At 53.1% G+C, this 26079-nt stretch carries 24 protein-coding genes; 18 read left to right on the forward strand and 6 right to left on the reverse strand.

Annotated elements, in window-relative coordinates:
- Nucleotides 1–33 precede the first annotated feature (33 nt).
- Nucleotides 34–1197, forward strand: coding sequence for an MFS transporter (locus ABIC79_RS22050; RefSeq protein ID WP_013574146.1), 1164 nt, complete (start codon nucleotides 34–36; stop codon nucleotides 1195–1197).
- 64 nt (nucleotides 1198–1261) lie between these two features.
- Here ABIC79_RS22050 and ABIC79_RS22055 read toward each other — a convergent pair whose 3' ends face one another.
- Nucleotides 1262–2185 (reverse strand): LysR family transcriptional regulator, encoded by a 924-nt coding sequence (locus ABIC79_RS22055; protein WP_112197521.1) that lies wholly within the window; start codon nucleotides 2183–2185, stop codon nucleotides 1262–1264.
- 134 nt (nucleotides 2186–2319) lie between these two features.
- Between ABIC79_RS22055 and lysA the strand changes: the two genes are divergently transcribed.
- Nucleotides 2320–3579, forward strand: coding sequence for a diaminopimelate decarboxylase (lysA, locus tag ABIC79_RS22060; protein WP_119261282.1), 1260 nt, complete (start codon nucleotides 2320–2322; stop codon nucleotides 3577–3579).
- Between the two features lie 164 nt (nucleotides 3580–3743).
- On the opposite strand, the gene ABIC79_RS22065 is transcribed toward lysA, so the two are convergent.
- Nucleotides 3744–4061 (reverse strand): PTS lactose/cellobiose transporter subunit IIA, encoded by a 318-nt coding sequence (locus tag ABIC79_RS22065; RefSeq protein ID WP_013574149.1) that lies wholly within the window; start codon nucleotides 4059–4061, stop codon nucleotides 3744–3746.
- Between the two features lie 277 nt (nucleotides 4062–4338).
- On the opposite strand from ABIC79_RS22065, the gene ABIC79_RS22070 reads away from it, so the two are divergent.
- From ABIC79_RS22070 to ABIC79_RS22090, 5 genes are read left to right on the forward strand one after another with little or no spacing between them, the layout of a single operon-like run.
- A complete protein-coding gene (locus tag ABIC79_RS22070) occupies nucleotides 4339–5682 on the forward strand; it encodes a PTS sugar transporter subunit IIC (RefSeq protein ID WP_013574150.1) in 1344 nt (447 codons plus the stop codon).
- Nucleotides 5683–5706: 24 nt separating this feature from the next.
- Nucleotides 5707–7143, forward strand: coding sequence for a glycoside hydrolase family 1 protein (locus tag ABIC79_RS22075; RefSeq protein WP_354568514.1), 1437 nt, complete (start codon nucleotides 5707–5709; stop codon nucleotides 7141–7143).
- Between the two features lie 14 nt (nucleotides 7144–7157).
- On the forward strand, nucleotides 7158–7475 hold the full coding sequence (locus ABIC79_RS22080) for a PTS sugar transporter subunit IIB (RefSeq protein WP_013574152.1): 318 nt from the start codon (nucleotides 7158–7160) through the stop codon (nucleotides 7473–7475).
- 38 nt (nucleotides 7476–7513) lie between these two features.
- The gene (locus tag ABIC79_RS22085) at nucleotides 7514–8287 is read left to right on the forward strand and encodes an FCD domain-containing protein (protein WP_013574153.1); all 774 of its coding nucleotides are present in this window, start codon (nucleotides 7514–7516) and stop codon (nucleotides 8285–8287) included.
- Nucleotides 8288–8292: 5 nt separating this feature from the next.
- The gene (locus tag ABIC79_RS22090) at nucleotides 8293–8742 is read left to right on the forward strand and encodes a GNAT family N-acetyltransferase (protein ID WP_112198701.1); all 450 of its coding nucleotides are present in this window, start codon (nucleotides 8293–8295) and stop codon (nucleotides 8740–8742) included.
- Here the strand turns inward: ABIC79_RS22090 and galR are convergent.
- On the reverse strand, nucleotides 8739–9746 hold the full coding sequence (gene galR / locus ABIC79_RS22095) for an HTH-type transcriptional regulator GalR (RefSeq protein ID WP_013574155.1): 1008 nt from the start codon (nucleotides 9744–9746) through the stop codon (nucleotides 8739–8741). The genes ABIC79_RS22090 and galR overlap by 4 nt on opposite strands.
- Before the next feature lie 252 nt (nucleotides 9747–9998).
- On the opposite strand from galR, the gene ABIC79_RS22100 reads away from it, so the two are divergent.
- The 3 genes from ABIC79_RS22100 to lplT all read left to right on the forward strand — a co-directional run bounded on the left by ABIC79_RS22100 (nucleotide 9999) and on the right by lplT (nucleotide 15988).
- Nucleotides 9999–12257 carry a molybdopterin guanine dinucleotide-containing S/N-oxide reductase gene (locus tag ABIC79_RS22100; RefSeq protein WP_119261284.1) on the forward strand — a complete coding sequence of 753 codons (2259 nt, stop codon included), beginning with the start codon at nucleotides 9999–10001 and terminating at the stop codon, nucleotides 12255–12257.
- A 357-nt stretch (nucleotides 12258–12614) separates the two neighbouring features.
- A complete protein-coding gene (gene aas / locus ABIC79_RS22105; protein ID WP_112152357.1) occupies nucleotides 12615–14780 on the forward strand; it encodes a bifunctional acyl-ACP--phospholipid O-acyltransferase/long-chain-fatty-acid--ACP ligase in 2166 nt (721 codons plus the stop codon).
- Nucleotides 14777–15988 (forward strand): lysophospholipid transporter LplT, encoded by a 1212-nt coding sequence (gene lplT / locus ABIC79_RS22110; protein WP_015689427.1) that lies wholly within the window; start codon nucleotides 14777–14779, stop codon nucleotides 15986–15988. Before aas ends, lplT begins: the two co-directional genes overlap by 4 nt.
- Nucleotides 15989–16205: 217 nt before the next feature.
- Here the strand turns inward: lplT and ABIC79_RS22115 are convergent, their stop codons facing one another.
- The 3 genes from ABIC79_RS22115 to mutH form a co-directional block, all read right to left on the reverse strand.
- Nucleotides 16206–17246 (reverse strand): NADP(H)-dependent aldo-keto reductase, encoded by a 1041-nt coding sequence (locus tag ABIC79_RS22115; protein ID WP_013574159.1) that lies wholly within the window; start codon nucleotides 17244–17246, stop codon nucleotides 16206–16208.
- A gap of 184 nt (nucleotides 17247–17430) precedes the next feature.
- Nucleotides 17431–17649, reverse strand: a complete 219-nt coding sequence (locus ABIC79_RS22120) for a YgdI/YgdR family lipoprotein (RefSeq protein WP_015689428.1) — start codon at nucleotides 17647–17649, stop codon at nucleotides 17431–17433.
- Between the two features lie 86 nt (nucleotides 17650–17735).
- Entirely contained in the window at nucleotides 17736–18422 is a 687-nt protein-coding gene (gene mutH / locus ABIC79_RS22125) for a DNA mismatch repair endonuclease MutH (RefSeq protein WP_013574161.1), read from the reverse strand.
- Between the two features lie 695 nt (nucleotides 18423–19117).
- Here mutH and rppH point away from each other — a divergent pair.
- The 8 genes from rppH (at nucleotide 19118) to ABIC79_RS22165 (ending at nucleotide 25896) form a co-directional block, all read left to right on the forward strand.
- Nucleotides 19118–19645, forward strand: a complete 528-nt coding sequence (gene rppH, locus ABIC79_RS22130; RefSeq protein ID WP_013574162.1) for an RNA pyrophosphohydrolase — start codon at nucleotides 19118–19120, stop codon at nucleotides 19643–19645.
- Between the two features lie 11 nt (nucleotides 19646–19656).
- A complete protein-coding gene (ptsP, locus tag ABIC79_RS22135; RefSeq protein WP_013574163.1) occupies nucleotides 19657–21903 on the forward strand; it encodes a phosphoenolpyruvate--protein phosphotransferase in 2247 nt (748 codons plus the stop codon).
- A 182-nt stretch (nucleotides 21904–22085) separates the two neighbouring features.
- The gene (lgt, locus tag ABIC79_RS22140; protein WP_013574164.1) at nucleotides 22086–22955 is read left to right on the forward strand and encodes a prolipoprotein diacylglyceryl transferase; all 870 of its coding nucleotides are present in this window, start codon (nucleotides 22086–22088) and stop codon (nucleotides 22953–22955) included.
- 6 nt (nucleotides 22956–22961) lie between these two features.
- Nucleotides 22962–23756 carry a thymidylate synthase gene (gene thyA, locus ABIC79_RS22145; RefSeq protein WP_013574165.1) on the forward strand — a complete coding sequence of 265 codons (795 nt, stop codon included), beginning with the start codon at nucleotides 22962–22964 and terminating at the stop codon, nucleotides 23754–23756.
- A 281-nt stretch (nucleotides 23757–24037) separates the two neighbouring features.
- A complete protein-coding gene (locus ABIC79_RS22150; protein ID WP_112197926.1) occupies nucleotides 24038–24499 on the forward strand; it encodes a prepilin peptidase-dependent protein in 462 nt (153 codons plus the stop codon).
- On the forward strand, nucleotides 24490–25077 hold the full coding sequence (locus ABIC79_RS22155; RefSeq protein WP_354568521.1) for a prepilin peptidase-dependent protein: 588 nt from the start codon (nucleotides 24490–24492) through the stop codon (nucleotides 25075–25077). The genes ABIC79_RS22150 and ABIC79_RS22155 overlap by 10 nt, the downstream gene beginning before the upstream one ends.
- Nucleotides 25074–25559 (forward strand): YgdB family protein, encoded by a 486-nt coding sequence (locus tag ABIC79_RS22160; protein WP_354568523.1) that lies wholly within the window; start codon nucleotides 25074–25076, stop codon nucleotides 25557–25559. The genes ABIC79_RS22155 and ABIC79_RS22160 overlap by 4 nt, the downstream gene beginning before the upstream one ends.
- Nucleotides 25552–25896, forward strand: a complete 345-nt coding sequence (locus tag ABIC79_RS22165; RefSeq protein WP_153376604.1) for a prepilin-type N-terminal cleavage/methylation domain-containing protein — start codon at nucleotides 25552–25554, stop codon at nucleotides 25894–25896. The genes ABIC79_RS22160 and ABIC79_RS22165 overlap by 8 nt, the downstream gene beginning before the upstream one ends.
- Nucleotides 25897–26079: the final 183 nt, after the last annotated feature.

Here is a 26079-nt window from a genome sequence, read left to right on the forward strand (position 1 = left end):
CTTTACTCATCACTAAAAATATCCGGAGTTTTTATGCCTGTCGCACTCCTGGCACTGGCGCTCAGCGCGTTTGCCATCGGTACCACTGAATTCGTCATCATGGGGCTGCTCCCCAACGTGGCGGGGGATCTGAATGTCAGTATTCCTTCTGCAGGCTGGTTAATCAGCGGATACGCGCTGGGTGTGGCAATCGGGGCACCGATCATGGCCGTGCTGACGGCAAAACTGCCGCGCAAGAACACCCTGCTGCTGCTGATGAGCATCTTTATTATTGGCAACGTGATGTGCGCGCTGTCGTACAGCTACGATTTCCTGATGCTGGCGCGCGTGATCACCGCGCTGTGTCATGGTGCCTTCTTCGGGATTGGCGCGGTGGTAGCGGCAAGTCTGGTGGCGCCTAACCGTCGTGCTTCAGCGGTTGCGCTGATGTTCACCGGCCTGACACTGGCTAACGTGCTGGGCGTTCCGCTCGGTACTGCGCTCGGACAGGCTTTCGGCTGGCGTTCAACCTTCTGGGTGGTGGCGGTGATTGGCGTGGCCTCACTGTTCGCACTCTATAAAAAGCTGCCGGATAAGAAAGAAGAAGAGCCGACTGATCTGCGTAAGGAAATCCGTGCGCTGGGTAGCCTGGGATTATGGCTGTCGCTGTCGATCACTATTTTCTTTGCTGCCGCGATGTTCGCGCTGTTCACGTATATCGCGCCTATCCTGACGCAAATTACCGGCGTGTCTGAGCACGGTGTCAGCTGGACGCTGCTGCTGATCGGCCTCGGTCTGACCATCGGTAACGTGCTGGGCGGGCGTCTGGCGGACTGGCGTCTGGGTATCTCGCTGACCCTGACTTTCCTGATGATCGCCATATTCTCCGTGCTGTTCAGCTACACCAGCGTTCATCTGGTGGCGGCGGAAATCACGCTGTTTATCTGGGCGATGGTGAACTTTGCCGCGGTGCCTGCCTTGCAGGTTAACGTGGTGACCTATGGCAAAAACGCGCCAAACCTGGTGTCGACCCTGAACATTGCGGCGTTTAACGTGGGCAATGCGCTGGGTGCCTGGGTGGGCGGCGCGGTGATTGAACGCGGAATGGGACTGAGCACTGTGCCGCTGGCGGCGGGCGCACTCGGCGCTATCGGCTTCGTACTGTGTGTGATCACTTTCCGCCGTGCGGCGAAGAAAGCGGAAAAAGCGGCCGCGTAATTCAGCCGCTAAAAAAATTAAAGGCCATGCAGGATTTCTCCGGCGTGGCCTTATTTTTTTCTGTTCAGCGCATCAGCGCGGCCTCGAGATGCCCGGCAAAGCGTTGCGCCTGCTGATGGCAGTGTTCGATAAATGTGGTGACCAGCGCCGAAGCGGGGCGGTGCAATGGCCGGATCAGGCTGACGGTAAAGGGTACGGCGACGCTGAATTCCCGCAGGACGAGTCCGTTGTCACAATAATCCAATGCGGTCAGCGGGTTGACGATCGACACGCCCGCGCCTTCGCGCACCATACTGCACACTGACGCGGCGCTGTGGGTTTCCATCACCAGCCGCCGCGTAACCTGTTGTTCCATAAATAACGTATCCAGCAGTTGCCGGTAACTGTCGGTCGCTGACAGGCTGATATAATTCAGCCCGCTGAAATCTTGTGGTGTGAGTCGCGATTTCTCAGCCAAAGGATGTCCGGCAGGCAGCACGCACACTTCGTTCAGTGTCAGCAGCGTCTGTCGCTCGGTTCCGGCTGGGGTCTGGGTGTTTTCCGTCAACCCCAAATCATGGCGCTGCGCCGACAGCCATTCTTCCAGCAGCGGCGATTCCTGCGGCACAATATTGAAACTGACGTCAGGGTAGCGGTCGAGAAACGGCTTACACACCGCAGGCAGCAACGACTGGCTGAATACCGGCAGGCAGGCGATGGACAGTTGCGCCTGCTCGAACTGGCGGATGCCTTCCGCTGCGCTGATAATTCTGTCCAGCCCGTAGTACGAGCGCTGCACTTCCTCAAACAGCCGTAACCCCTGCACCGTCGGATACAACCGTCCGCGCAGACGCTCGAATAACTGCAGATTCAGCAACTTTTCGCAGCGCGCCAGTTCACGGCTGACTGTCGGCTGCGAGGTATTGAGCAACGCAGCGGCTTCAGTCAGATTGCCGGTGGTCATGACCGCATGAAAAATTTCGATATGGCGCAGGGAAATAGCTGGCATGGTTTCATCCGCTAAGCGATGACAATAGCCCATATCATAAATGAATAGACTTGCCTGAAATAGATATTTTATCGCTGGTCTGCCACGCGGCATACTGAGGGAAATATGACGGACTTCAACTGACGGAAAATCTTATGCCACGCGCTCTGAACGATATGTCTACCGCGCTTAATGCCGCGAATTTACTGGCTCTGCCGCAACAATTTGGCTGCCCTGTGTGGGCGTATGACGCTGAAATTATCAAAGCGCGCATCGCGCAGTTGCGCCAGTTTGACGTGATCCGTTTTGCGCAGAAAGCCTGTTCTAATATTCATATCCTGCGTCTGATGCGCGAGCAGGGCGTGAAGGTCGATTCCGTTTCTCTGGGTGAAATTGAGCGTGCGCTGGTGGCCGGTTTTATTCCGGGCGGCACAGACAGTGAGATTGTGTTTACTGCTGACGTACTGGATCAACCGACGCTGGAGCGCGTGACAGCGCTGGATATTCCGGTGAACGCCGGTTCCATCGACATGCTCAGTCAGATTGGCCAGCACAAAGCCGGACATCCGGTGTGGCTGCGCGTGAACCCGGGCTTTGGTCACGGGCACAGCCAGAAAACCAATACTGGCGGGGAAAACAGTAAACACGGGATCTGGTATGCCGATTTACCGCAGGCGCTGACAGAGATTGCCCGTTACGACCTGAAACTGGTGGGCATTCATATGCATATCGGTTCCGGCGTGGATTATGGTCACCTTGAGCAGGTTTGCGATGCGATGGTGCGCCAGGTGATTGAAACCGGACACGATATTGAAGCGATCTCCGCCGGTGGTGGCCTGTCGATCCCCTATCATTTTGAAGAAGAATCCATTGATACCGGCCACTATTTTGGTCTGTGGAATCGTGCGCGCGAGCAGATTGCCGCGCATCTCGGGCATGAGATTAAACTGGAGATCGAACCGGGGCGTTTCCTGGTGGCGGAATCCGGCGTGCTGGTGGCGCAAATCCGTGCGGTGAAAAACATGGGCAGCCGTCATTTCGTGCTGTGCGACGCAGGCTTTAATGACCTGATGCGCCCGGCGATGTACGGCAGCTATCATCATATTTCACTGTTACCGGCCGATGGCCGCGATGTGAGCGGACAACCGCTGACGGATTCCGTGATCGCCGGTCCGCTGTGTGAATCCGGCGACGTGTTTACCCAGCAGGCAGGCGGCGGAGTGGAAACCTTCCCGCTGCCGCCGGTACACATCGGCGATTATTTGGTGTTCCACGATACCGGCGCGTACGGCGCATCGATGTCATCAAACTACAACACCCGACCTCTGCTGCCGGAAGTATTGTTTGAGAATGGCGTGCCAAGACTGATTCGTCGCAGGCAGACGGTGGAAGAGTTAATTGCTCTGGAGCTCTAGTCTCTGCGTCTGAGCCGGTGAGGTGGCTTGCTTTGCTCCTCCCCCTGCGAAGGGGGAGGCGGGGAGGGGGTTTTAAATACAAAGCAATGAGTTAAAGCACACTTTGAATTTTGTTTTTGACCTTAATACCCCACCCCAACCCTCCCCTTCGCAGGGGAGAAAGTTTACTTATCAAACATCTCTTTTCTCAGTAACACGATTTCTTCTGCCAGATCACGGCACAGCATGGCGGTCATCAGATGATCCTGCGAGTGCACCATGATCAGATTCACCGGAATTTTCCCCACGCCTTCATCCAGGCCAATCAGTTGCGTCTGTACTTTGTGCGCAACACGCGCCGCGTCGTCCGAGGCTTTCAGCATCGCATCAGCCTGTTCCCATTCTTTTTTACGTGCATGCTGAATCGCCATCATGGCGTTAGATCGTGCTTCTCCGGCGTTGATCAATAACTCCATCACCGTTTGTTCCAGATCGAATTCCATTGAAAACTCCAAATTGGTATACCAGAAAAGGGTGAATTCATCATATTGGAATTCCAATATTCACATGTGAGAACGCTGTCACAGAAATTAATTCGTATTCCGCTATTTTTTGGCATGCCACATTACGAAATTATTCCCGAAATATGGCCGACAGGATGATTTACAGAACCGGAATCTGACCCTGCTTCGTACGACACCTTTATTCCTCATTCAATATAAAAGGTGAAGACGAAATCAACACCTGTGAAGTATAGAAAAAAGAAAATGAGGTGCTGTCATGTCACTGAAAGACCGCTTTATCGATTCTCTGGGGGGATTCGCCAACACCTTTAATAGCTTCCGATACATCATGGCTATTAAGGCGTCTTTTATCACGTTAATGCCCGTTATTATTGTGGGGGCATTCTCAGTTTTAATTTCAAATATGGTGATGGATCCGAAAAACGGACTAGCGCATTTTGAAATGTTCTCCTGGCTGGCCACCCTCAAACCGATCATGAGCAGTATTAACTACGCCACGCTCAGTTTTCTGACCATCGGTGCGGTGTTTTTAATTGGTATCGAACTCGGGAAAATTAACGGCTCACGTTCGTTATTTCCCGGCCTGCTGGCAGTGATTTGTTTTATTGCCGTGACGCCAACCACCGTCGATATGATGGTTAACGGCCAGATGCAGGAAGTGAAAGATGTGCTGGCAAAACAATTCTCCGATACTAAAAGTCTGTTCCTCGGCATGTTTATTGCCATTCTGTCGGTGGAGATTTATTCCCGTCTGGAACGGGTTAACGGCCTGCGTATAAAGATGCCTGAGAGCGTACCGCCCAATGTGTCGGCGTCATTCTCGGCGTTAATTCCCGCCATTATTACCGTGGTGCTCGTCGCTACCTTCGGCTTTGTATTCCACCGCGTCACCGGCATGTATCTGTACGATGCGGTGTATCAGGTGATTCAGCGTCCGCTGGAATCGGTGATGCAAAGTCTGCCGGGCATTCTGCTGCTGATGTTTGTCGCGCAGCTGTTCTGGGTGATTGGTATTCATGGCAACCAGATGATTAAACCGATTCGCGAACCGCTGTTGCTCGGCGCCATCATGGTTAACATGACCGCGTTTGAGCAGGGTCATGAGGTGCCAAACATCATCACCATGCCGTTCTGGGATGTATATATGAGCATCGGAGGCTCGGGTTGTACCATCGGTTTGTTGCTGGCGGTGATGATCGCTACCCGCCGCAAAGAGATGCGCGAAATCGCCAAACTGTCCCTCGGGCCAAGTTTCTTCAACATCAATGAACCGGTGATTTTCGGTATGCCGATTATGCTCAACCCGATCCTGGCTATCCCGTTCATCATCACGCCGCTGATCACCGGCACCATCGGCTATTTTGCCACCAGCCTCGGATTCGCCGGACGCGCGGTGGTGATGGTGCCGTGGACCACACCGCCGATTATCAACGCCTGGCTGTCAACGGCCGGATCGATGGGCGCGGTGTTTACCCAGATTGGCTGCATTGTGGTGGCGGTACTGATTTATCTGCCGTTTGTGAAAGTCGCGGCGCGTCGTGCCGATCAGGCTCAGCTTGAAGCCATGCAGCAGAGCCAGAAACAGGCTGCCACGGCGTAAATTATTCGGAAAATGAGGGATGTTATGAGTAAGGTTTCAATCGCCATTCCTGACGGATTTATTCTCGGTGCCGCCGCCTCTGCGTGGCAGACCGAAGGCTGGAGCGGCAAAAAAGACGGGCAGGATTCGTATCTGGATCTCTGGTACAAAAATAACCGCCATGTCTGGCACAACGGTTACGGCCCGGCGAAAGCCACCGATTTCATCAACCGCTACAAAGAAGATGTGGCGCTGATGAAAGCCAGCGGGCTGAGTCATTACCGCACGTCAGTTAACTGGTCGCGCTTTTTCACCGACTATGAGTTGGGTACGGTCGATGAAGAATACGCGGCGTATATCGACGATCTGCTCGATGAGATGAAACGCAACGGCATCGAACCGATGCTGTGCCTGGAACACTACGAATTACCGGCGTTTCTGATCGAAAAATACGATGGCTGGAGCTCGAAAAAAGTCGTCGATCTGTTTGTGTTGTATGCAGAGAAAGTCTTCGAACGGTATGCCGGAAAAGTCAGCCGCTGGTTTACCTTCAACGAACCGGTGGTGGTGCAAACCCGCGTGTATCTGGATGCGATCCGCTGGCCGTTCGAGCAAAACACCGCGAAATGGATGCAGTGGAATCACCACAAAGTGCTGGCAACCGCCAGAGTGGTCGAACTGTTCCATCGCAAAAAATATCACGCCGCAGGTACCGTCGGGGTGATTTTAAATCCGGAAGTGACGTACGCCCGTTCATCGGCGGCGCATGACCAAAAGGCGGCGCATTTATACGATTTATTCTATAACCGCGTATTTTTGGACCCGATGATCAACGGGGAATATCCGCAGGAATTGCTGGAGCTACTGGAAAAGCACGGCGTACATTTCGATTATACAGAAGCGGAACTGGCGGTTATCCGTAATAACACCGTGGATGAAGTGGGTATTAATCTTTATTACCCGCACCGGGTGAAAGCACCGTCCCGCGAATGGAATAAAGACACGCCATTCCATCCGGCGTATTACTACGAACATTTCGAATTGCCCGGACGCCGGATGAATAAATCGCGTGGCTGGGAAATCTATCCGAAAATTATTTATGACATGGCGATGCGCATTAAAACGGAATACGGAAATATTTCGTGGTTTGTGGCTGAAAACGGCATGGGTATCGAAAATGAAGGCCAGTTTCGCGATGCCGTCAGCGGGGAAATTCAGGACAACTATCGTATTGAATTTATTGCCGGGCATCTTTACTGGACATTAAAAGCGCGTGAAGACGGCGCCAATTGTCAGGGATATATGCTCTGGGCCTTTACCGATAATGTCTCGCCAATGAACGCCTTTAAAAATCGTTACGGGCTGATCGAAATTGATCTTGATAACAATCGTGATCGCCGTCAGAAGAAATCCTCTCACTGGTTTAAATCACTCAGTGAAAGCGGTGTGTTGTCTTTAACGCTCGATGACCAGGAAAAATAACCTAAGGAAACACTATGAAACGAATCGTTTTAGCTTGTTCGGCAGGGATGTCCACGTCACTGGTGGTCACCAAAATGGAAAAAGAAGTCACTGCGCGGGGGCTGGAATATCAGATCTACGCGATCCCTGAAAACAATCTGCGTGACGAGCTTGAAGCCTATGGCCGCGATATTGTCGCCGTGCTGCTCGGGCCGCAGGTGCGTTTTAAACTGGCGGAGAATAAAAAGCTGACTGATGAACACGGCATTCCGATTGCGGTGATCGACATGGTGGCTTACGGCACGTTAAACGGTGCAAAAGTGCTGGATCAGGCATTATCTCTGATACAGTAACATCCGGTCTTTTTTGTTTTTTGCATCAGGGTGATTGTGTGGAAAAAGGTGTGGTTTCGCAGGACAGAAAGCAGTATCAGGAAATCGGGCATGACCTGCGTGAGCAAATCAAGCAAGGGCATTTCGCCGTGGGATCCCGCCTGCCGCCCGAACGCAATATGGCGGAAAACTACGGCGTCAGCCGGACGATTGTGCGCGAAGCCTTACTGATGCTGGAACTGGAGGGCACGGTGGATATCCGTCAGGGTTCCGGCGTGTACGTGATCCGCATTCCTTCTCAGGAAGAAGGCGAAGACGAACTGTTGTATCAGGGGCAGATTGGCCCCTTTGAAATCTTACAGGCGCGGCAGTTGCTCGAAAGTAATATTGCCGCGTTTGCCGCCAAAATGGCCACCAAAGCGGATATCGAAAATCTGCGCCGCACGCTGGAGCAGGAACAAATCGCCATCGTGGCTAACGACGAAAGCGGTGATAACGACCGGCTGTTCCACCTGCTGATTGCCGGTGCGACACAAAACCAGATGCTGCTCGATTCGGTGAAAAATATCTGGATGCACCGGGATTCCAGCCCGCTGTGGAAACAGTTACACAGCCATATAGCTACCCGCGGTTACCGCCTGAAATGGCTGGCTGATCATCAGAATATTTTGGCCGCACTGCGCCGCCGCGACGTCATGGGCTCGTATCAGGCGATGTGGCAGCACATGGAAAATGTGAAAAATACGCTGATGGAATTGTCGGATGTGGATGCGCCGGAGTTTGACGGCTATCTGTTTGAATCTGTGCCGATTTTTCAGGGAAAGATGGTCTGAAAGCGATGAAGATTATTAATCTGAGTGAACGGCCTGAATTTCAGGACGCGGTCACAGACTGGCTTTGGCAGGCATTTGGCAGCGAAAACAGCCGGGAGTTTTTTGCCAGCGTGGTGCGAAGCAGCCTGTCCGGCGCGGACTTACCGCAAACATTTATCGCACTCGAAGGCGACAGGCTGGCAGGAACCGTGGGCCTGTGGCGCTGTGATTTAATCAGCCGTCAGGATCTTACCCCGTGGCTGGCGGCGTTATACGTGGATGAAAATTTCCGTTCGTGCGGGCTGGGGCAGCAGTTACAGGCATTTGTACTGGAACAGAGCCGCCGCAGCGGCTTTTGTGAGTTGTATTTGTATGCCGAATTCACCGGCTATTACGAACGTTTTGGCTGGAAATACATCGGCGATGCGCTGGATTATCCGGATAAGCCGGTGCATCTTTTCCATCAACATCTTTAGCTGTTTGCCGGGCCGCTCACCGAGTGACGACGTACCAGCGTCGGGCTGAACATATGGGTTGTTTCCGGTAACGGCTGACCGTTTGCCAGCGCTAACGCCAGTTGCGCTGCCTGATTTGCCATCGCTACCACCGGATAACGTACGGTGGTCAGACGCGGGCGCAGATAGCGTGAAATCAGCACATCATCAAAGCCAATCAGCGAAATTTCGCCCGGCACATCAATACTGTTATCGCTTAATACCGATAATGCACCGGCGGCCATCGGGTCGTTGTAACAGGTCACCGCCGTAAATCCTTTGCCCAATCCCAGTAAATCCGCCATGGCTTTTTCACCACCGATTTCATCCGGTTCCGCGTAGGCAATCAGCTTGTCATCTACCGGAATGTTGTGTTCGGTGAGGGCGTCGATATAGCCCTGAAGCCGGTCGCTGGCATCGGAAATGCCGTGGTTGGAACATAAAATCGCGATGCGCTGATGGCCGGCCTGAATGAGGTGGCGCGTCGCCAGCCAGGACCCGTAGCGGTCATCGAGGGCGATACAGCGCTGTTCAAAACCCGGCAACGTGCGGTTAATCAGCACCATTCCGGGGATTTGCTGCATCAGGCTGGTCAGCTCATCTTCTGGCAGCATTTTGGCGTGAACCACTAACGCCGCACAGCGGTGGCGGATCAACTGCTCAATGGCCTGACGCTCTTTTTCAACGTTGTGATAACCGTTACCAATCAGCAGAAAATTGCCGGTGGCGTAGGCCACCTGTTCGACCGCTTTGACCATCGCGCCAAAAAACGGATCAGAAACGTCGGCCACGATCAGCCCCAGCGTTTCGGTTGCCTGTTGGGCGAGGGCGCGGGCGTTGGCATTCGGATGATATTGCAGATGCTGCATGGCGTTCTGTACGGCTTCCCGCGAGCTGTCGCTGGCTTTCGGGGAATGGTTTATCACGCGTGAAACGGTCGCAACCGATACGCCTGCCAGTTTTGCTACATCCTTAATCGTTGCCATAACACTTCCGTTTTCCGTGAGGGTAATCGTTTACACTGACCAGTTTTGCGGAAAAGACCGGTGGCTGCAAGGATGCTGATCGCAACTTTTTGATGTAAGCGCGATGTAACGGGAAAAGATCGTGGTGATTAACCGAAATCCCAGTGCGATAGGGTGGAAATGCGTTTTATTAAGATTATTTGTTCTTTGAAGTGTCAGCGCAGTGAATGGTATTTTTAAAGTCATTTATCTGCGCTGAGAAAAATAGAAATTATGTCGATAAAACGCTATCCGCAACTGGCCCACTGGGGCGCATATACCGCTGTGGTGGAAGATGGCCGCTTAATCCGTTGTGAACCTTATAAGGCGGATGCCGATCCTTCACCTCTGCTCGATTCCATTGCGCCGCTGGTCTATTCCGACAAACGTATCCGCAAACCGGCCGTGCGCCGCTCGTGGTTGAAACATCGCGAAAACAGCGATCGTTCGCTGCGGGGCCGCGAAGATTTTGTCGAAGTGGACTGGGATCTGGCGCTGGATCTGGTGGCCGAAGAGAATAAACGCGTGCGTGATCGCTACGGCGCTTCCGGCATTTTCAACGGCTCTTACGGCTGGTCATCGGCCGGACGTCTGCATCACGCCCGTTCTCTGGTGCGTCGTTTTTATTTCACCGGTGGCGGCGGGGTGGATCAGCAGGGCAACTATAGCTGGGGCTCGGCGCAATTTTTCCTGCCGTACGTTATCGGCACGTTTACCCCGCTGACCGGACGCGTGACCTCGTGGCCAAGTGTGGTCGAACACGCTGACATTCTGGTCGCATTTGGCGGTCTGGCGCTGAAAAATGCGCAAGTGGCGTCCGGCGGCGCGGTGGAACATACCCTGAAACCGGCGCTGGAACAGTTGGCGAAAAAAGGCACCCGCGTCATTAACATCAGCCCGATGCGCGACGACTGTCCGGAATTCGTGAATGCAGAGTGGATCCCGATCCGCCCGAACACCGATGCGGCGCTGATGATGGCCGTCGCGTTTGAGATTCAGCGCAAAGAAGCGCAGGACGAGGCGTTTCTGGCGAGCCATTGTGTCGGTTATCCGCAACTTGCCGCCTATCTGCGCGGCGACACTGACGGCATCCCGAAAACCCCTGACTGGGCAAGCCACATTACCGGCGTACCGGCTGAGCGTATTGCGCGTCTGGCGGATGATCTGATCGGTGTACGCAGCTTTATCACCTGTTCTTATTCTGTACAGCGTGCTCACCGTGGCGAGCAGCCTTACTGGATGATGATCGCCATTTCCGCCATGCTCGGGCAGGTCGGTTTGCCGGGCGGCGGATTCTCCTTCGGTCACGGCTCGATGAACAGCGTGGGTAATCCGCGTTATGACACGCCGGGGCCTGCCGTCAGTGCCGGGCCGAATCCTTCTGGTTTGTCGATCCCCGTGGCGCGTATCAGTGACATGCTGCTCAATCCCGGCCAGCCGTATGAATTCCAGGGCGAAACGCTGAATTATCCGGATATTCACCTGGTGCACTGGGCGGGCGGTAATCCGTTCCATCATCATCAGCAACTGAACCGTCTGGTCGAAGGCTGGCAGAAGCCGGACACCGTGATTGTGCAGGATAACGTCTGGACGCCAGCGGCGCAGATGGCGGATATCGTGCTGCCTGCGACAACATCGCTGGAACGTAATGATATCGGCGGATCGTCACGCGACCGCTTCGTGCTGGCGATGCATCAGGCTGTTGCGCCACAACATCAGGCGCGTAACGATTTTGATATTTTCGCTGACATTGCTGACCGTCTCGGTTACCGCGAGCAGTTCACGCAGGGGCGTAATGAAGATCAATGGTTGCGCCATATTTACCGTCAGTGTGGCGAAGCGCAGAAAGGCACCGGCGTGGAATGGCCTGACTTTGAAACCTTCTGGGAGCGCGGTTTTGTTGAACTGCCGGTACCGGAAAAAGATTACGTGTTCTTTGAGGAATTCCGTAAAAGCCCGCGTGCTAATCCGCTGGGGACCCACAGCGGCAAAATCGAACTGTTCTCCGAAACCATCGCGGGTTACGGTTATGACGATTTCGCGCCGCACCCGGAGTGGCAGCCGCCGGTCGAATGGCTGGGCGCGGAAAGTGCCAAACAGTGGCCGCTGCACCTGATTTCCATTCAGCCAAAAGATCGTCTGCACAGCCAGCTTGATCAGTCGCCGCTGGCGCAGTCGAACAAAACCGCCGGTAAGGAAACGTTGTTTATGCATCCGGAAGATGCTCTCAGCCGTCAGCTGAAGGAGGGAGACCGGGTGAAAGTGCACAATGCGCGTGGCAGTTGTCTGGCGGGGGTGTCACTCAGTGACGGAATTACGCGTGGCGTGGTGCTGATGTCGACCGGCGCCTGGTTTGATCCTGGCTTTGGTGGCCAATGGCAGGAAACCGAGCAGGCGGGGAACCCGAATGTACTGACGCTGGATATCGGCACGTCGCGTCTGACGCAGGGGCCAAATGCCATGAGTTGCCTGGTCGAAGTGGGACCTGTTTAAGGTAGTTTTTAAATAGTTAGCCCGATTTAGGATAAATCGGGCCTATTTTCACCACTCGTTACACTTTGCGGAATTATGTTTCGATTGCCTGCTGGCTGTGGTTCGTACAAAACAGCTAAATTGAACGTCCCAGAGGTATTGATTGGTGAATCATCAACGTGCTCTGCATGTTGATACCGATTAAATTTGCACCAACCTACGCGGATGCGTAGGTTTTTTTTTGCCTCAACTCCGGCACACCGATCAGTTCCCTCCTAAACTCTCTCTGACTGTCGTCATTTTTCAGCGGCTTATAGTATGCTGTTTCCCCAACCTTTTTCTTCAAGATCAGGGATGACACATAAGGAGATGGCAAACATGTATAACTTTCTTTTCGCCGCGTTCAGATGGCTCTTCCGCCTGATGTTCCGGGTTACCGTGACCCCGGCGAGAAACGATTTTAATTACCCGCGTTTAATCCTCACGCCGAACCATGTCTCGTTTATTGACGGCATGTTGCTGGTGCTTTTCCTGCCGGTCAAACCGGTATTTGCAGTGTATTCCAACATCACGGACAGCTGGTTTATGCGCTGGCTGAAACCCTATGTGGACTTCATGCCGCTGGATCCCACCAAACCGATGGCGATCAAGCATTTGATCCGCGAGGTGGAGAAAGGGCGTCCGGTAGTTGTGTTTCCGGAAGGGCGCATTACGGTTACCGGTTCATTAATGAAGATTTACGACGGCGCGGCCTTTGTGGCGGCGAAGTCACAGGCGACCGTCATTCCGGTGCGCATAGACGGGCCGGAATATACGCCGTTTGGCCGGTTGTTCGGCAGCTTTAAAATCCGCTGGTTCCCGAAAGTCACTATCAATCTTTTGCCGCCGACTACCATTCCGATGCCGGATGCGCCGCGTTCCCGTGACCGCCGCATTCTCGCCGGTGAGCAACTGCATAAAATTATGATGCAGGCGCGTATGGATACCCGCGAACCGGAAACGCTGTATCAGGCGTTTTTGTCCGCACAAACCCGTTATGGCCGTCGCAAACCCTGTATCGCTGATATCGCGTTCAAAGAAGATACCTATCAGGGACTGCTGAAAAAATGCCTGGGCGTGAGCCGCATTTTGCAACGTTTTACCCGCGAAGGTGAGCATGTCGGGATGCTGTTGCCAAATGCCACGATCATGGCGGCGGCGCTGTTTGGCGCGTCAATGCGCAACCGTATTCCGGCGTTGCTTAACTACACTGCGGGTGCCAAAGGGCTGCAAAGCGCGATGAAAGCGGCGCAGATCAAAACCATTATTACCTCCCGCCAGTTCCTTGAAAAAGGCAAACTGACGCACCTGCCGGAGAACGTGCCAGAGGCGAACTGGGTCTATCTGGAAGATTTGAAAGACACGGTGACCACGCAGGACAAGCTGTGGATCCTGTTCCATCTGATCTTCCCGCGTCGTGCGATGCTGCCGCAAAAAGCCGATGATGCAGCACTGGTGCTGTTTACTTCGGGTTCTGAAGGCAATCCGAAAGGCGTGGTGCATTCACACGCCAGCCTGCTGGCTAACGTCGAGCAAATCCGTACCGTGGCGGACTTCACGCCGCGTGACCGCTTTATGTCGTCGCTGCCGCTGTTCCACGCCTTTGGCCTGACCGTCGGATTGTTAACGCCGCTGATCACCGGCGCTCGCGTGTTCCTGTATCCGAGTCCGCTGCATTACCGCATCGTGCCCGAACTGGTCTACGACCAGAACTGTACCGTGCTTTTCGGTACTTCAACCTTCCTGGGCAATTACGCCCGCTTTGCCCATCCGTATGATTTTGCCCGCTTGCGGTATGTGGTGGCCGGTGCGGAAAAACTGGCTGAAAGCACCAAAGAAATCTGGCAGAACAAATTCGGTATCCGCATTCTCGAAGGCTACGGTGTGACCGAATGTGCGCCGGTGGTGGCGATCAACGTACCGATGGCGACCAAAGTGAATACCGTCGGCAAAATTCTGCCGGGGATGGAGTCTCGTCTGATTACCGTGCCGGGCATTGAGGAGGGCGGTCGTCTGCAACTGCGCGGGCCGAACATCATGAAAGGCTATCTGCGCGTCGAAAATCCGGGTGTGCTGGAAACTCCGCAGGCTGAGAATGCCGCAGGTGAAATGCAGGCGGGCTGGTATGACACCGGTGATATCGTCACGCTGGATGAAAAAGGTTTCTGTGCCATCCGTGGTCGCGTGAAGCGTTTTGCCAAACTGGCGGGAGAAATGGTCTCGCTGGAAAGTGTCGAGCAACTGGCGATCAAGGCTTCACCGGATAAACAGCACGCGGCGACATCGCGCAGTGATGCCAGCAAAGGCGAGGCACTGGTGCTGTTCACCACCGATCCTGAATTACGTCGTGATGCGTTAAGTAAAGCTGCCCGTGAACTGGGGTTGCCGGAACTGGCCGTGCCGCGTGAAATTCGCGTCGTTAAAGCGTTACCGTTGCTCGGCAGCGGTAAACCCGATTTTGTCACCCTGCGCGAGATGGCAGAGAACCCGGAGAGTGAAGCATGAGTCAGCCTTTAAAGGCAGCTGCAGGGCCGTTGATGTCAAAGAGTATGACGGCGGTGATCGTGGCGCAGTTCCTGTCGGCTTTCGGTGATAACGCGCTGTTGTTTGCCGCGCTGGCGCTGATCAAACAACAGCTTTATCCCGACTGGAGCCAGCCCGTTTTACAAATGGCGTTCGTGGCGACGTACATCATTCTCGCGCCGTTTGTCGGGCAGTTTGCCGACAGTTTTTCCAAAGGCCGCGTGATGATGGTCGCTAACCTACTGAAACTGGCGGGCGCGGCGGTGATTTGCGCGGGCATGAATCCGTTCCTCGGTTATACGCTGGTCGGCATTGGCGCTGCGGCTTATTCACCGGCGAAATACGGCATTCTGGGCGAGATCGCCAGTGGTGAACAACTGGTGAAAGCCAATGGCCTGATGGAAGCCTCTACTATTGCCGCGATCCTGCTGGGTTCTGTGGCCGGTGGCGCACTGGCTGACTGGAGCATTCTGGCGGCGCTCGGTATCTGTGTGCTGGCGTATGGCGCGGCAGTGGCGGCAAACTGGTTTATTCCGAAGCTGAACCCGGCGCGTCCGGGGCAGTCATGGAATCCGGCAAAAATGAGCCGGACATTTTTCTCTGCCTGCAAAACCTTGTGGCAGGATGGCGAAACCCGCTTCTCGCTGGTCGGTACCAGCTTGTTCTGGGGCGCGGGCGTGACGCTGCGTTTCCTGCTGGTGCTGTGGGTTCCCGTGGCGCTGGGCATCACCGATAACAAAACCCCGACCTTGCTGAATGCGATGGTGGCGATCGGGATTGTGTTTGGTGCGGGAGCGGCGGCGAAGTTAATCCGTCTGGAAACCGTGAAACGCTGCCTGCCAGCAGGTGTCGCCATCGGTATCGCCGTGGTGGTCTTTGCGCTGCAAACCAGCATGCTGAGTTCTTACATTGTGCTGGTGGTGGTGGGGATTTTAGGCGGCTTCTTTGTGGTCCCGCTGAATGCCCTGTTGCAGCATCGCGGTAAGATTTCTGTCGGTGCCGGTAACGCGATTGCCGTACAGAATCTGGGTGAAAACACCGCCATGCTGCTGATGCTCGGCTTGTATTCGCTGGTGGTGATGGCCGGTGCGCCGGTGGTGGCGATTGGCATCGGGTTCGGTGTGGTGTTCGCGCTGGCGATTGCCGGGTTGTGGATCTGGAAAAACATGCAGAAACGCCGTATGGCGTAATGTTGTTTTCGCACAAAAGAAAAGGGCGCTCAGCGTAATGCCGGTCACTTAAGGAAATGAGGCCCGTGAATTTGGGCCTTCGATGAAGAAAAATAGCGCTATAAGCCTGATTCCTTCATTATCCTTTGAAGCACAAAAATGAATTTGTATTCATAAAAATGCTTAAGTGACCGGCATTAGGCGCTCAGCGCCCTTTTTTGTTGCCTGCAATCAGGATTTACGGCGCAGGAATGGTGAAGCGTTTGTGGATGTTTTCCAGATCAGCGAGGATTTCCTCATCGAGTGTCAGATCCTGACTGTCGATGTTGATCTTCAGTTGTTCCATTGTGGTGGCGCCCAGCAGCGTGCTGGCCACAAACGGTTGCTGACGCACAAAGGCCAGCGCCATCTGAGAAGGATCCAGATTACGTTTCTTCGCCAGCGCGACATATTCAGCAATCGCCGCTTCAGCCTGCGGTGATGAGTAACGGGTGAAACGGCTGAACAGCGTATTACGCGCCCCGGCCGGTTTCGCACCGTTAAGGTATTTACCGCTCAGCGTGCCGAATGCCAGGCTGGAATAGGCCAGCAGTTCAACCCCTTCGTGCTGACTGATCTCCGACAAACCGATTTCAAAGCTGCGGTTCAGCAGGCTGTATGGGTTTTGAATCGAAACGATACGCGGCAAATCATGTTTCTCCGCCAGTTGCAGGTAACGCATCACGCCCCACGGGGTTTCGTTAGAAACGCCGATATAGCGGATTTTACCGGCACGAACCTGTTCATTCAGCGCTTCCAGCGTTTCCAGCAAGGTAACCGGAGACTGCTCTTCGGTGTACTGATAACTTAGTTTGCCAAAGAAGTTGGTCTGACGCTGCGGCCAGTGCAACTGATAAAGATCCAGATAATCCGTATTCAGACGTTGCAAACTGGCATCCAGCGCCGCGCGGATATTTTTGCGATCCAGCATCTGAGCCGGACGAATAGCGTTGTCATTACCGCGGGAAGGCCCGGAGACTTTGCTCGCCAGAACAATTTTCTCACGGTTGCCACGGGCTTTCAGCCAGCTGCCGATATAGCTTTCCGTCAGCCCCTGGGTTTCAGGACGCGGCGGAACGGGATACATCTCTGCGGTATCAATCAGGTTGATGCCTGCCGCAACGGCGTAATCGAGTTGCTGGTGGGCGTCGGCTTCGCTGTTTTGTTCACCAAAAGTCATGGTGCCAAGTCCCAGTAAGCTCACTTCTAAAGAACTGTGGGGTATACGGTGATATTGCATTGCCGGTCTTCCTTTATATCTGAGAATGTCAGCCTGTTAGAAAAAGCGCCTTAACTGACTATATACAAGGCTGGCAGATGGGGGAAGTGGCAGTGTGTGCGGGAGGAACGACGCGGTCGGTGGATAAAATAACAAAGAGCCAGTCCTGATAACTGGCTCTGCGACGGGTTAAGAAGCGTAATGCTTAACGCTTCATCACCTGGCTGACGTTGTCATTATTGATCTGGCGGTCGTTGCCTTGTTCGTCTGTGTAACTCAGCAGTCCGGTAGATTTATCCAGCTTAGGTTTACCATCAGTCAGGATCATATTGCCGTCTTTGGTTGAGATCACATAATCGCTGGCACAGCCCGCGAGGCTCAACACCACAAGCGCAGCACCGGCCGCCATTAAAGTTTTCTTCATCATCGTTAACGTTCCTTTTTGTTGTACCGAAGATATTCACATTTAGCGTAGCAAACTATCCCGCAGGCAGCGGGAAATGATATCGGTTAAAGCTGAAAATGGCGGGCCAGAAGCGCCGCCGTAAAACGCTTTTTCAAATAGAAGCCGCGCGGCAGCGTCAAAATGGGTTGCCCTGACTCTCCGATCGCTTCCGTCAGCGCTTTGCTGTTGGCAGCTTTGGGGCGAATTTGCAGGTATTCCCCATGTCGGGCTGTGATGCTTTCGACTTTACCCAGAACAATCAAATCCATCAGTTCTTCCCAGTCCTGACGCAGTTGCTCATCTTCTTCCTCAGAGGGTTGCCATAATAAAGGCGCCCCGATGTGGCGCTCAGCCAGGGGGATCTGGCGCTCACCTTCGACCGGTATCCACAAAACTCGCGCCAGTTTATGGCGCACATGGCTGTTTTCCCACGTCACACCGCTGTTACCGGTTAACGGGGCAACGCAGACAAATGTGGTTTCCAGCGGCCTGCCACGGGAATCAATTGGGATCGTTTTCAGCTCAATGCCAATATCAGCGAAATCCTGCTCCGGTTTACTTCCTGCAATGGCGCCGAGATACACCTCAAGCAACATACCGACCCAGCCTTTCTCCCGTTTAAGGTTCTCAGGAATAGGCAGGCCAGCGTGAGCGGCCAGTTCACCCAGCGTATGACCCGCCAGCGATTGTGCGCGGTGCAACAGTTGCTGTTCGTTGTGCGGAGGCTGGGTGGCAGGTAAAGGAATAGACATAAAAAAACAATGCTCACTCAATAGATTAAATTTCGTACTGCTTTTGTCATGCACAGTGAATAAAAACTTATTCCTGTGGAGCAATGAAATAATAGCATGATTTGTCTTAGTTTTTTTTCAGGTTTCTGACTTCTTTTGCGCCTTAACGATTAGGTTGATCACCTGTTGAAGGCGACAATGAACAGGATCTTCCACCTACTTATCCACAGATTTCTTGGATAACCCTGCCTGAATTCGATCACTGGTTCGATTTACAGGCTTGACGGGAGGGGTTTTATCCAATTTTTGGGGCAATGACGTCAACTTTTAGACGATCGCTGTGGATAAAAACAACATTGGTGGATCTTTCGCCAGATCACTTGAAGGTGTGAGATAACTCTCATTTTTAACCGTGGGATAACTCTGTTTAATGTTAATAAGCATTTGTTTTTAAAAGTTTTTATCGGAGCATGTTTTCCCGGTAAAAATAAGTTAAGAAGAGTTTTACCCTGCTTACTCTGAAGTTCTTCACATACCTATCCACAGAAAAAGTGAATAAAATCGCAGGTGATTTCTAAAATCTGTTTATAACTTGGCGTATAACTGTGAGTTATCCCATTTTTATTCATGCTGATCGGTATTAACCAGTGGTTTACCGCCTGTTGGTAGTATGAAACAATCAGTACATCTATGAGTTTAGCTATTGGGGTAGTCCGGTGATCGATGATGATGGCTACCGCCCGAATGTTGGTATTGTAATCTGTGACAAGCAGGGTCAGGTGTTGTGGGCCAGACGATACGGCCAGCACTCCTGGCAGTTTCCACAAGGGGGCATAAACCCTGGTGAAACCGCTGAGCAGGCCATGTACCGCGAGCTGTTTGAGGAAGTGGGGCTTGGCCGTAAAGATGTCCGTATTCTGGCTTCAACCCGTAACTGGTTACGTTATAAATTGCCAAAACGTTTGGTGCGTTGGGACACAAAGCCGGTTTGTATCGGCCAAAAGCAAAAATGGTTCTTGCTGCAACTGATGTGTAACGATGCTGATATCAATATGCAGCGCAGCAGTACGCCTGAATTTGATGGCTGGCGTTGGGTGAGTTTCTGGTATCCGGTTCGTCAGGTGGTGTCATTTAAGCGCGATGTTTACCGGCGTGTAATGAAAGAGTTTTCCACCACGATTATGCCGATGCAGGAAGTCTCTCTTCCCAGGACATCGCCCGCCTATCGTCGTAAAAGAGGCTAAGTCACGAAGAGATGCTCACGCGTTTGCGAGAAATTGTTGAAAAGGTAGCAATGGCGTCCAGCCTCAATGATGCGCTGGACGTACTGGTCAACGAAACCTGCCTGGCGATGGACACGGAAGTCTGTTCCGTCTATCTCGCTGACAATGACCGCCGTTGTTATTACCTGATGGCGACGCGAGGTTTGAAAAAACCTCGCGGGCGGACTATTACGCTGGCGTTTGATCAGGGGATTGTGGGTCTGGTAGGGCGTCTGGCTGAGCCCATTAACCTTGCCGATGCGCAGAGCCATCCCAGTTTTAAATATATCCCCGCCGTAAAAGAAGATCTTTTCCGATCCTTCCTGGGTGTGCCGATCATTCACCGCCGTCAGTTGCTGGGTGTGCTGGTTATTCAGCAACGCGAACACCGGCAGTTCGACGAAAGTGAAGAGTCGTTTATGGTCACGCTCGCCACTCAGCTGGCGGCGATCCTTTCTCAGGCACAGCTTAATGTGCTTTACGGGCGCTTTCGCCAGACGCGCGTTCGTGCACTTGCCGCATCGCCGGGTGTGGCCATCGGTATCGGCTGGCAGGACAGCTCGCAACCTTCGCTCGATCACGTTTATATGGCGTCTACGCTGGATACCGTACGTGAACGCGAACGTCTGACCCGGGCCCTGGAAGACGCCGGTGCTGAGTTCCGCCGTTTCAGTAAACGTTTCGCGGCGAGTGCGCAGAAAGAAAGCGCGGCGATTTTTGACCTCTACTCTCACCTTCTTAATGATGCACGCCTCAAGCGTGAACTGTTCGCTCAAATAGATCAGGGCGCCGTCGCGGAATGGGCAGTTAAAAAGGTCGTGGAAGAGTTTGCGGCGCAGTTTGCCAGCTTGCAGGATACCTATCTGCGTGAGCGTGGCAGCGATTTACGTGCGCTGGGCCAGCGGCTGGTTTTCCATCTTGATGATACGATTCAGGGCAACACACAGTGGCCGGAACGTTTTATTCTGGTTGCCGACGAACTGACCGCTACTTTGCTGGCCGAAATGCCGCAGGACCGGCTGGCAGGTGTGGTAGTTCGTGATGGTGCAGCCAACTCGCATGCGGCGATTTTGGTCCGTGCGATGGGCGTGCCGACCGTGATGGGCGCCGATATTCAGCCTGCACTGCTCAGCCAGCGACAGCTGATTGTCGATGGTTATCGCGGTGAACTGCTGATTGATCCGGAAGCCGTACTGGTCACGGAATACACGCGGCTGATCAGCGAAGAAATGGAGCTGAGTCAGAAGGCTGAAGATGATGTTGAGCAACCTGCAGCGCTGAAAAGCGGTGAGCGGGTGAAAGTGATGCTCAACGCCGGTCTGAGTGCTGACCATGAAAAATTGTTCGGCAGCCGCGTTGACGGCGTCGGGCTGTATCGCACCGAAATTCCTTTCATGTTGCAAAGCGGCTTCCCTTCTGAAGAAGAGCAGGTCGCGCAATATCAGGGCATGTTGCAGTTGTTTCCGCAAAAGCCGGTGACATTGCGAACGCTGGATATCGGCTCTGATAAACAGCTGCCTTATATGCCGATCAGCGAGGAAAACCCTTGTCTGGGCTGGCGCGGTATTCGTATTACTCTCGATCAGCCTGAAATTTTCCTGATTCAGGTTCGCGCGATGCTGCGTGCCAATGCTGCGACCGGAAATCTCGGTATTCTGCTGCCGATGGTTACCAGCCTTGAAGAGATTGATGAGGCACGTCGTTTAATCGATCGTGCGGGACGTGAAGTGGAAGAACAGTTGGGTTACGAGCTGCCACACACGCGTCTTGGCGTAATGATCGAAGTCCCATCAATGGTCTTTATGTTGCCTGCATTGGCCGGAAGAGTGGAATTTATTTCCGTCGGTACCAACGATCTGACGCAATATCTGCTCGCTGTTGATCGCAACAATACCCGCGTTGCCGGGCTGTATGACAGCCTGCATCCGGCGATGCTGCGGGTGCTCAAACAAATTGTCACCACCGCTGAGGTTGCCGGGCTGGATGTCAGCTTATGCGGCGAGATGGCGGGTGACCCGATGGGCGCGTTACTGCTTACCGGCATGGGCTTTCGTAATCTCAGTATGAACGGGCGCAGTGTTGCCCGTGTAAAATACCTGCTTCGCCGTATCGAACTTCATGATGCCGAAGAGCTTGCCGGTCGGGTGCTGCAGGCGCATTTTACGACGGACGTTCGTCATATGACCGCTGCTTTTATGGAAAGACGCGGGTTGGGCGGCCTGATCCGTGGTGGTAAATAAGCACCAGAGTTGATGCTTTGTACCGTATTACTCCCATCCTGCTCGCTTTCCGGCACAGGATGAGATGATTTTTTACAGAACTTTTCCAGCGGCTTAGCCCCGGAAAACCTTCCGGCTATGCTACTATTCGCTCCTTGCTGGCCCCTGAACGGGCAATAATCATAAACAATTTGTGGTGATAGATGAGCAACAGCTATCTGGCGTTTCCCCAGTTTGATCCGGTGATTTTCTCAATCGGACCGGTATCTCTCCACTGGTACGGACTGATGTACTTAGTTGGTTTTGTCTTCGCGATGTGGCTGGCAGTACGCCGTGCCAATAAGCCAGGCAGCGGCTGGACAAAAGATGAAGTTGAAAACTTGCTGTATGCTGGTTTCCTGGGGGTATTCCTCGGTGGTCGTATCGGTTACGTTTTCTTCTACAACCTGCCTTTATTCCTCGATAATCCGCTTTATCTTTTCAAGGTCTGGGATGGCGGCATGTCTTTCCACGGTGGCCTGATTGGCGTAATCGTGGTCATGCTGATTTTCGCCCATCGAACCAAACGCAATTTCTTCCAGGTTTCCGACTTTATCGCTCCGCTGATCCCGTTTGGACTTGGCGCAGGTCGTTTGGGTAACTTCATTAATGGTGAACTCTGGGGCCGTGTGACCACAGATGTGCCATGGGCAATGCTGTTCCCGGGATCCCGTCAGGAAGATATCGCCATTGCTGCCGCTGACCCTAAATGGCAGCCTTTGTTGAACCAGTACGGCGTATTACCGCGCCATCCTTCCCAGCTGTATGAACTGCTGCTTGAAGGCATCGTGCTATTCATCATTCTGAACATATTCATCCGTAAATCACGCCCGATGGGCGCGGTATCAGGCTTGTTCCTGATCGGATATGGCTTATTCCGTATTATCGTTGAACACTACCGTCAGCCGGATGCACAGCTCGGTCTGTTCGACGGGATCATCAGCATGGGGCAGGTTCTGTCCATTCCAATGGTTGTCATTGGCCTGATTGTGATGGTCTGGGCATATCGCCGTCCGCAGAAACAATTGTCGTGAGGTAACATGAAACAGTATCTGGATTTAATGCAGAAAGTGCTCGATGAGGGCACCCCTAAAGCCGACCGTACCGGTACAGGCACGCTGTCGATTTTTGGTCATCAGATGCGTTTCAACTTGCAGGAAGGTTTCCCGCTGGTCACCACCAAACGCTGTCACTTGCGCTCAATCATTCATGAACTCCTGTGGTTCCTGAAAGGTGAAACTAACATCGCCTATCTGCGTGAAAATAATGTCAGCATCTGGGATGAGTGGGCAGATGAGAATGGCGACCTCGGCCCGGTTTACGGCAAGCAATGGCGTGCCTGGGGCGCGGCTGACGGCAGGCAAATCGACCAACTGGCGAGCGTTGTTGAACAGCTGAAAAAAGACCCGGATTCACGCCGCATTATCGTGTCGGCGTGGAATGTGGGTGAACTGGATCAGATGGCGCTGGCACCTTGCCACGCTTTCTTCCAGTTCTATGTGGCCGACGGGAAACTGTCTTGTCAGTTGTATCAGCGTTCATGCGACGTTTTCCTCGGACTGCCGTTTAACATCGCCAGCTACGCGCTGCTGGTGCATATGATGGCGCAGCAATGTGATCTGGAAGTCGGTGACTTTGTCTGGACCGGTGGTGATACACATCTGTACAGCAACCATATGGAACAGACACATCTGCAACTGACGCGTGAGCCTCGTGCATTGCCAAAACTTGTCATTAAACGCAAACCTGCCTCCCTGTTTGATTACAACTTCGAAGATTTCGAGATTGAAGGGTACGATCCGCATCCCGCAATCAAAGCGCCGGTCGCGATCTGATTCCTTGTTTTTACCGCCTGACAGCACTGTCAGGCGGCCATTTCCCTTTTATCCGGCTTTCCCTCTGCTCCACTTTTTACGCCTTTTACTGACGATTCCAATCCCGATTTACATCCCGATGCTATCCCTGCGAGACATCACGCAACTTATTTGTCGCGTGGATTTCGTTGCACCGATAGTTCTCATGACATCCTGGAAAAAATGACTCTCCCAGTGGCGGAAAAAATCTAAATGCCTATTTTGGCCGCATGAAAACATTTGAGCGGGCAGGGGAAGAGGGGATGTCGCTGATAGAAATGATGGTTGTTGTGACTTTGGTCGCCATGTGCACATTGTGGGGAATCCACACCTGGCGCGATTATCAGCAGGCATTAAAGCTTGAGCAATCTGCGCAGCAACTGCGTTTGTATTTGTACGGGGTGCAGGCCGAAGCCAATAATTACAATCGTTCTGCTGTCTTATGGGGCATTGCCGGTGCTAATGGATGTGTGGGTAGCGGAACCCGCCCTTCAGGTTGTCATAGTGCCGTGGGTAAAATATTCGCCATCAATGAACCCGGTGTGGAGTTACTCGCTGTCAGTGAAAAAACCATGGGTTTTTACGGCCTGCGTAATGCCGCACTTGCCGGACATATCACACTAAAAAATTCAGCGGGTAGTTTGCGAATCGTACTTTCTGTCAGAGGACGGTTACGTACGTGTAGTGAAAATCAGCCTTTACTGAGTATCGGCTTATGCCAGTGAATTTAGCCCGTTGTCAGGGATTCACGCTGCCTGAAGTCATGATTGCGATGGGGATTGGCAGCATGCTGATGCTCAGTGCCGCGCAAATCTATCCGCTGATGCGCCAGAGAAGCCAGAGTCTGGGCCGACATTATCAGCTCGAGCAACTGTTGCGCCAGACTACTTTTGCCATTGGCAAAGATATTCGTCGGGCCGGTTTCTGTAACGGAACCTGCGAGGGTAAATCTGTCATCATCGGCAACGCTGCGGGTGAAGCAACCAGCTCCTGCATCCTTGTTATCTATGACCTGAACCGCAACGGAACATGGGATAAGCCCGGGACGGCGGACTCTGAATACTTTGGTTACCGTTTGCGTCAGGGCGGTATTGAGATCCAGCGCGGGGCGGATGATTGCAGCAGTGGAGGTTGGGAAAAACTCCTCGACCCTGCTGAAGTCAGCGTGACCCGGTTCGTGGTAACCGAGGTCGCAGCAAGTGGCTCCGGCCGCTTGTATTCTCTGCAACTTGAAGCCAGCTGGAGCAAAAATCCTTTCATCCACCGGCAGGTGACCGAGATGATTGCAGGCCACGTCTTATGACAGCAGAAAAAATGCGCGATTCGTCCAGACAGCGGGGGAGCGCCATGATCCTGAGTATTCTGGTGATGATGGGATTAGGGCTGATTGCCCTTAACTCGCTGCAACAGCAACTTTCCGCCGGGCTTGCGTTGACGTCAAATCAGCATCGCTATGTCATTGCCCGGGAAAATGCAGCCTCAGCATTAGCATGGGGTATCCGCCAGTCATGGAAAGACAGCCGCGAACCTCTCTGGCAGTGCCGGGATGTGCCCGCAGGCCTCATTGTTTCAGGAAGTGGCAGGACGTGTACCCGGCCTTCATTGCGTCAGGATATCTTTCTGGTTCGTGGTGAGGGACGCATAGCTGAAGGCAATGAGCCGGTTATGCAGTATCAGCAAGTCAGTATTAAAAAACAGACTGGTGGAAATCTGATTTTTTCACCGCTGACACAGGGATGGCTGGATTTTTGTCCTGAGGCTGATGAGCAGATCTGCAATGAATGAAAACCACTCAGCACAGCAAGGTTTCAGCCTCACGGAAGCGCTCATCGCCATGTTGTTCTTGTCAGTTTCCATTCTGGGGCTCCTGAATTATTACCAATCACTGAGCAATGGGTTTATGCGTCAGTGGCAGGTTCAGCAGGCGTGGTCAGAAGCACATTCCCAGCTTGAAGCATATTCAGTGGCAGGAAAGGGGACGGAGCCTTTAGCGAAAGATTGGGAATATCGGTTTACAGGCATTTCAGATGCACAATCCTGCAAGCTGGTCACTGCGACAATTCAAACGCCGGCAAAATATCAGGCAATATTGCAGCGCTTAATATGCAATTTTGGCCCCTGAAGTTGTGCCTGTAAGCCGCATATTACCGGACAAAAATACTGTTAAGCCACTTGCAATGGCGGGCTAACAGCTTAGAGTGGTTTAACAGGGTTATTTTTCCCTATAGGGAGTAATTGGCTTTATGGTTAAAACGTGACGGAACATAGGAAGAAAATCCCGATTCGATTTTTTTCACAACTATCC

Source organism: Rahnella sp. 2050 (assembly GCF_040544515.1).
GTDB lineage: Bacteria > Pseudomonadota > Gammaproteobacteria > Enterobacterales > Enterobacteriaceae > Rahnella > Rahnella aceris.

Bases quoted from the DNA above. Each gene is read 5' to 3' on its own strand.
- ABIC79_RS22050 (WP_013574146.1), top strand. From the start codon at position 34: ATGCCTGTCGCACTCCTGGCACTGGCGCTCAGCGCGTTTGCCATCGGT.
- ABIC79_RS22090 (WP_112198701.1), top strand. From the start codon at position 8,293: ATGAAGATTATTAATCTGAGTGAACGGCCTGAATTTCAGGACGCGGTC.
- ABIC79_RS22075 (WP_354568514.1), top strand. From the start codon at position 5,707: ATGAGTAAGGTTTCAATCGCCATTCCTGACGGATTTATTCTCGGTGCC.
- lplT (WP_015689427.1), top strand. From the start codon at position 14,777: ATGAGTCAGCCTTTAAAGGCAGCTGCAGGGCCGTTGATGTCAAAGAGT.
- mutH (WP_013574161.1), bottom strand. From the start codon at position 18,422: ATGTCTATTCCTTTACCTGCCACCCAGCCTCCGCACAACGAACAGCAA.
- galR (WP_013574155.1), bottom strand. From the start codon at position 9,746: ATGGCAACGATTAAGGATGTAGCAAAACTGGCAGGCGTATCGGTTGCG.
- ABIC79_RS22100 (WP_119261284.1), top strand. From the start codon at position 9,999: ATGTCGATAAAACGCTATCCGCAACTGGCCCACTGGGGCGCATATACC.
- thyA (WP_013574165.1), top strand. From the start codon at position 22,962: ATGAAACAGTATCTGGATTTAATGCAGAAAGTGCTCGATGAGGGCACC.
- ABIC79_RS22120 (WP_015689428.1), bottom strand. From the start codon at position 17,649: ATGAAGAAAACTTTAATGGCGGCCGGTGCTGCGCTTGTGGTGTTGAGC.
- ABIC79_RS22115 (WP_013574159.1), bottom strand. From the start codon at position 17,246: ATGCAATATCACCGTATACCCCACAGTTCTTTAGAAGTGAGCTTACTG.
- ptsP (WP_013574163.1), top strand. From the start codon at position 19,657: ATGCTCACGCGTTTGCGAGAAATTGTTGAAAAGGTAGCAATGGCGTCC.
- ABIC79_RS22150 (WP_112197926.1), top strand. From the start codon at position 24,038: ATGTCGCTGATAGAAATGATGGTTGTTGTGACTTTGGTCGCCATGTGC.
- aas (WP_112152357.1), top strand. From the start codon at position 12,615: ATGTATAACTTTCTTTTCGCCGCGTTCAGATGGCTCTTCCGCCTGATG.
- ABIC79_RS22070 (WP_013574150.1), top strand. From the start codon at position 4,339: ATGTCACTGAAAGACCGCTTTATCGATTCTCTGGGGGGATTCGCCAAC.
- ABIC79_RS22065 (WP_013574149.1), bottom strand. From the start codon at position 4,061: ATGGAATTCGATCTGGAACAAACGGTGATGGAGTTATTGATCAACGCC.
- ABIC79_RS22165 (WP_153376604.1), top strand. From the start codon at position 25,552: ATGAATGAAAACCACTCAGCACAGCAAGGTTTCAGCCTCACGGAAGCG.
- lgt (WP_013574164.1), top strand. From the start codon at position 22,086: ATGAGCAACAGCTATCTGGCGTTTCCCCAGTTTGATCCGGTGATTTTC.
- ABIC79_RS22080 (WP_013574152.1), top strand. From the start codon at position 7,158: ATGAAACGAATCGTTTTAGCTTGTTCGGCAGGGATGTCCACGTCACTG.
- ABIC79_RS22160 (WP_354568523.1), top strand. From the start codon at position 25,074: ATGACAGCAGAAAAAATGCGCGATTCGTCCAGACAGCGGGGGAGCGCC.
- ABIC79_RS22055 (WP_112197521.1), bottom strand. From the start codon at position 2,185: ATGCCAGCTATTTCCCTGCGCCATATCGAAATTTTTCATGCGGTCATG.
- lysA (WP_119261282.1), top strand. From the start codon at position 2,320: ATGCCACGCGCTCTGAACGATATGTCTACCGCGCTTAATGCCGCGAAT.
- ABIC79_RS22155 (WP_354568521.1), top strand. From the start codon at position 24,490: ATGCCAGTGAATTTAGCCCGTTGTCAGGGATTCACGCTGCCTGAAGTC.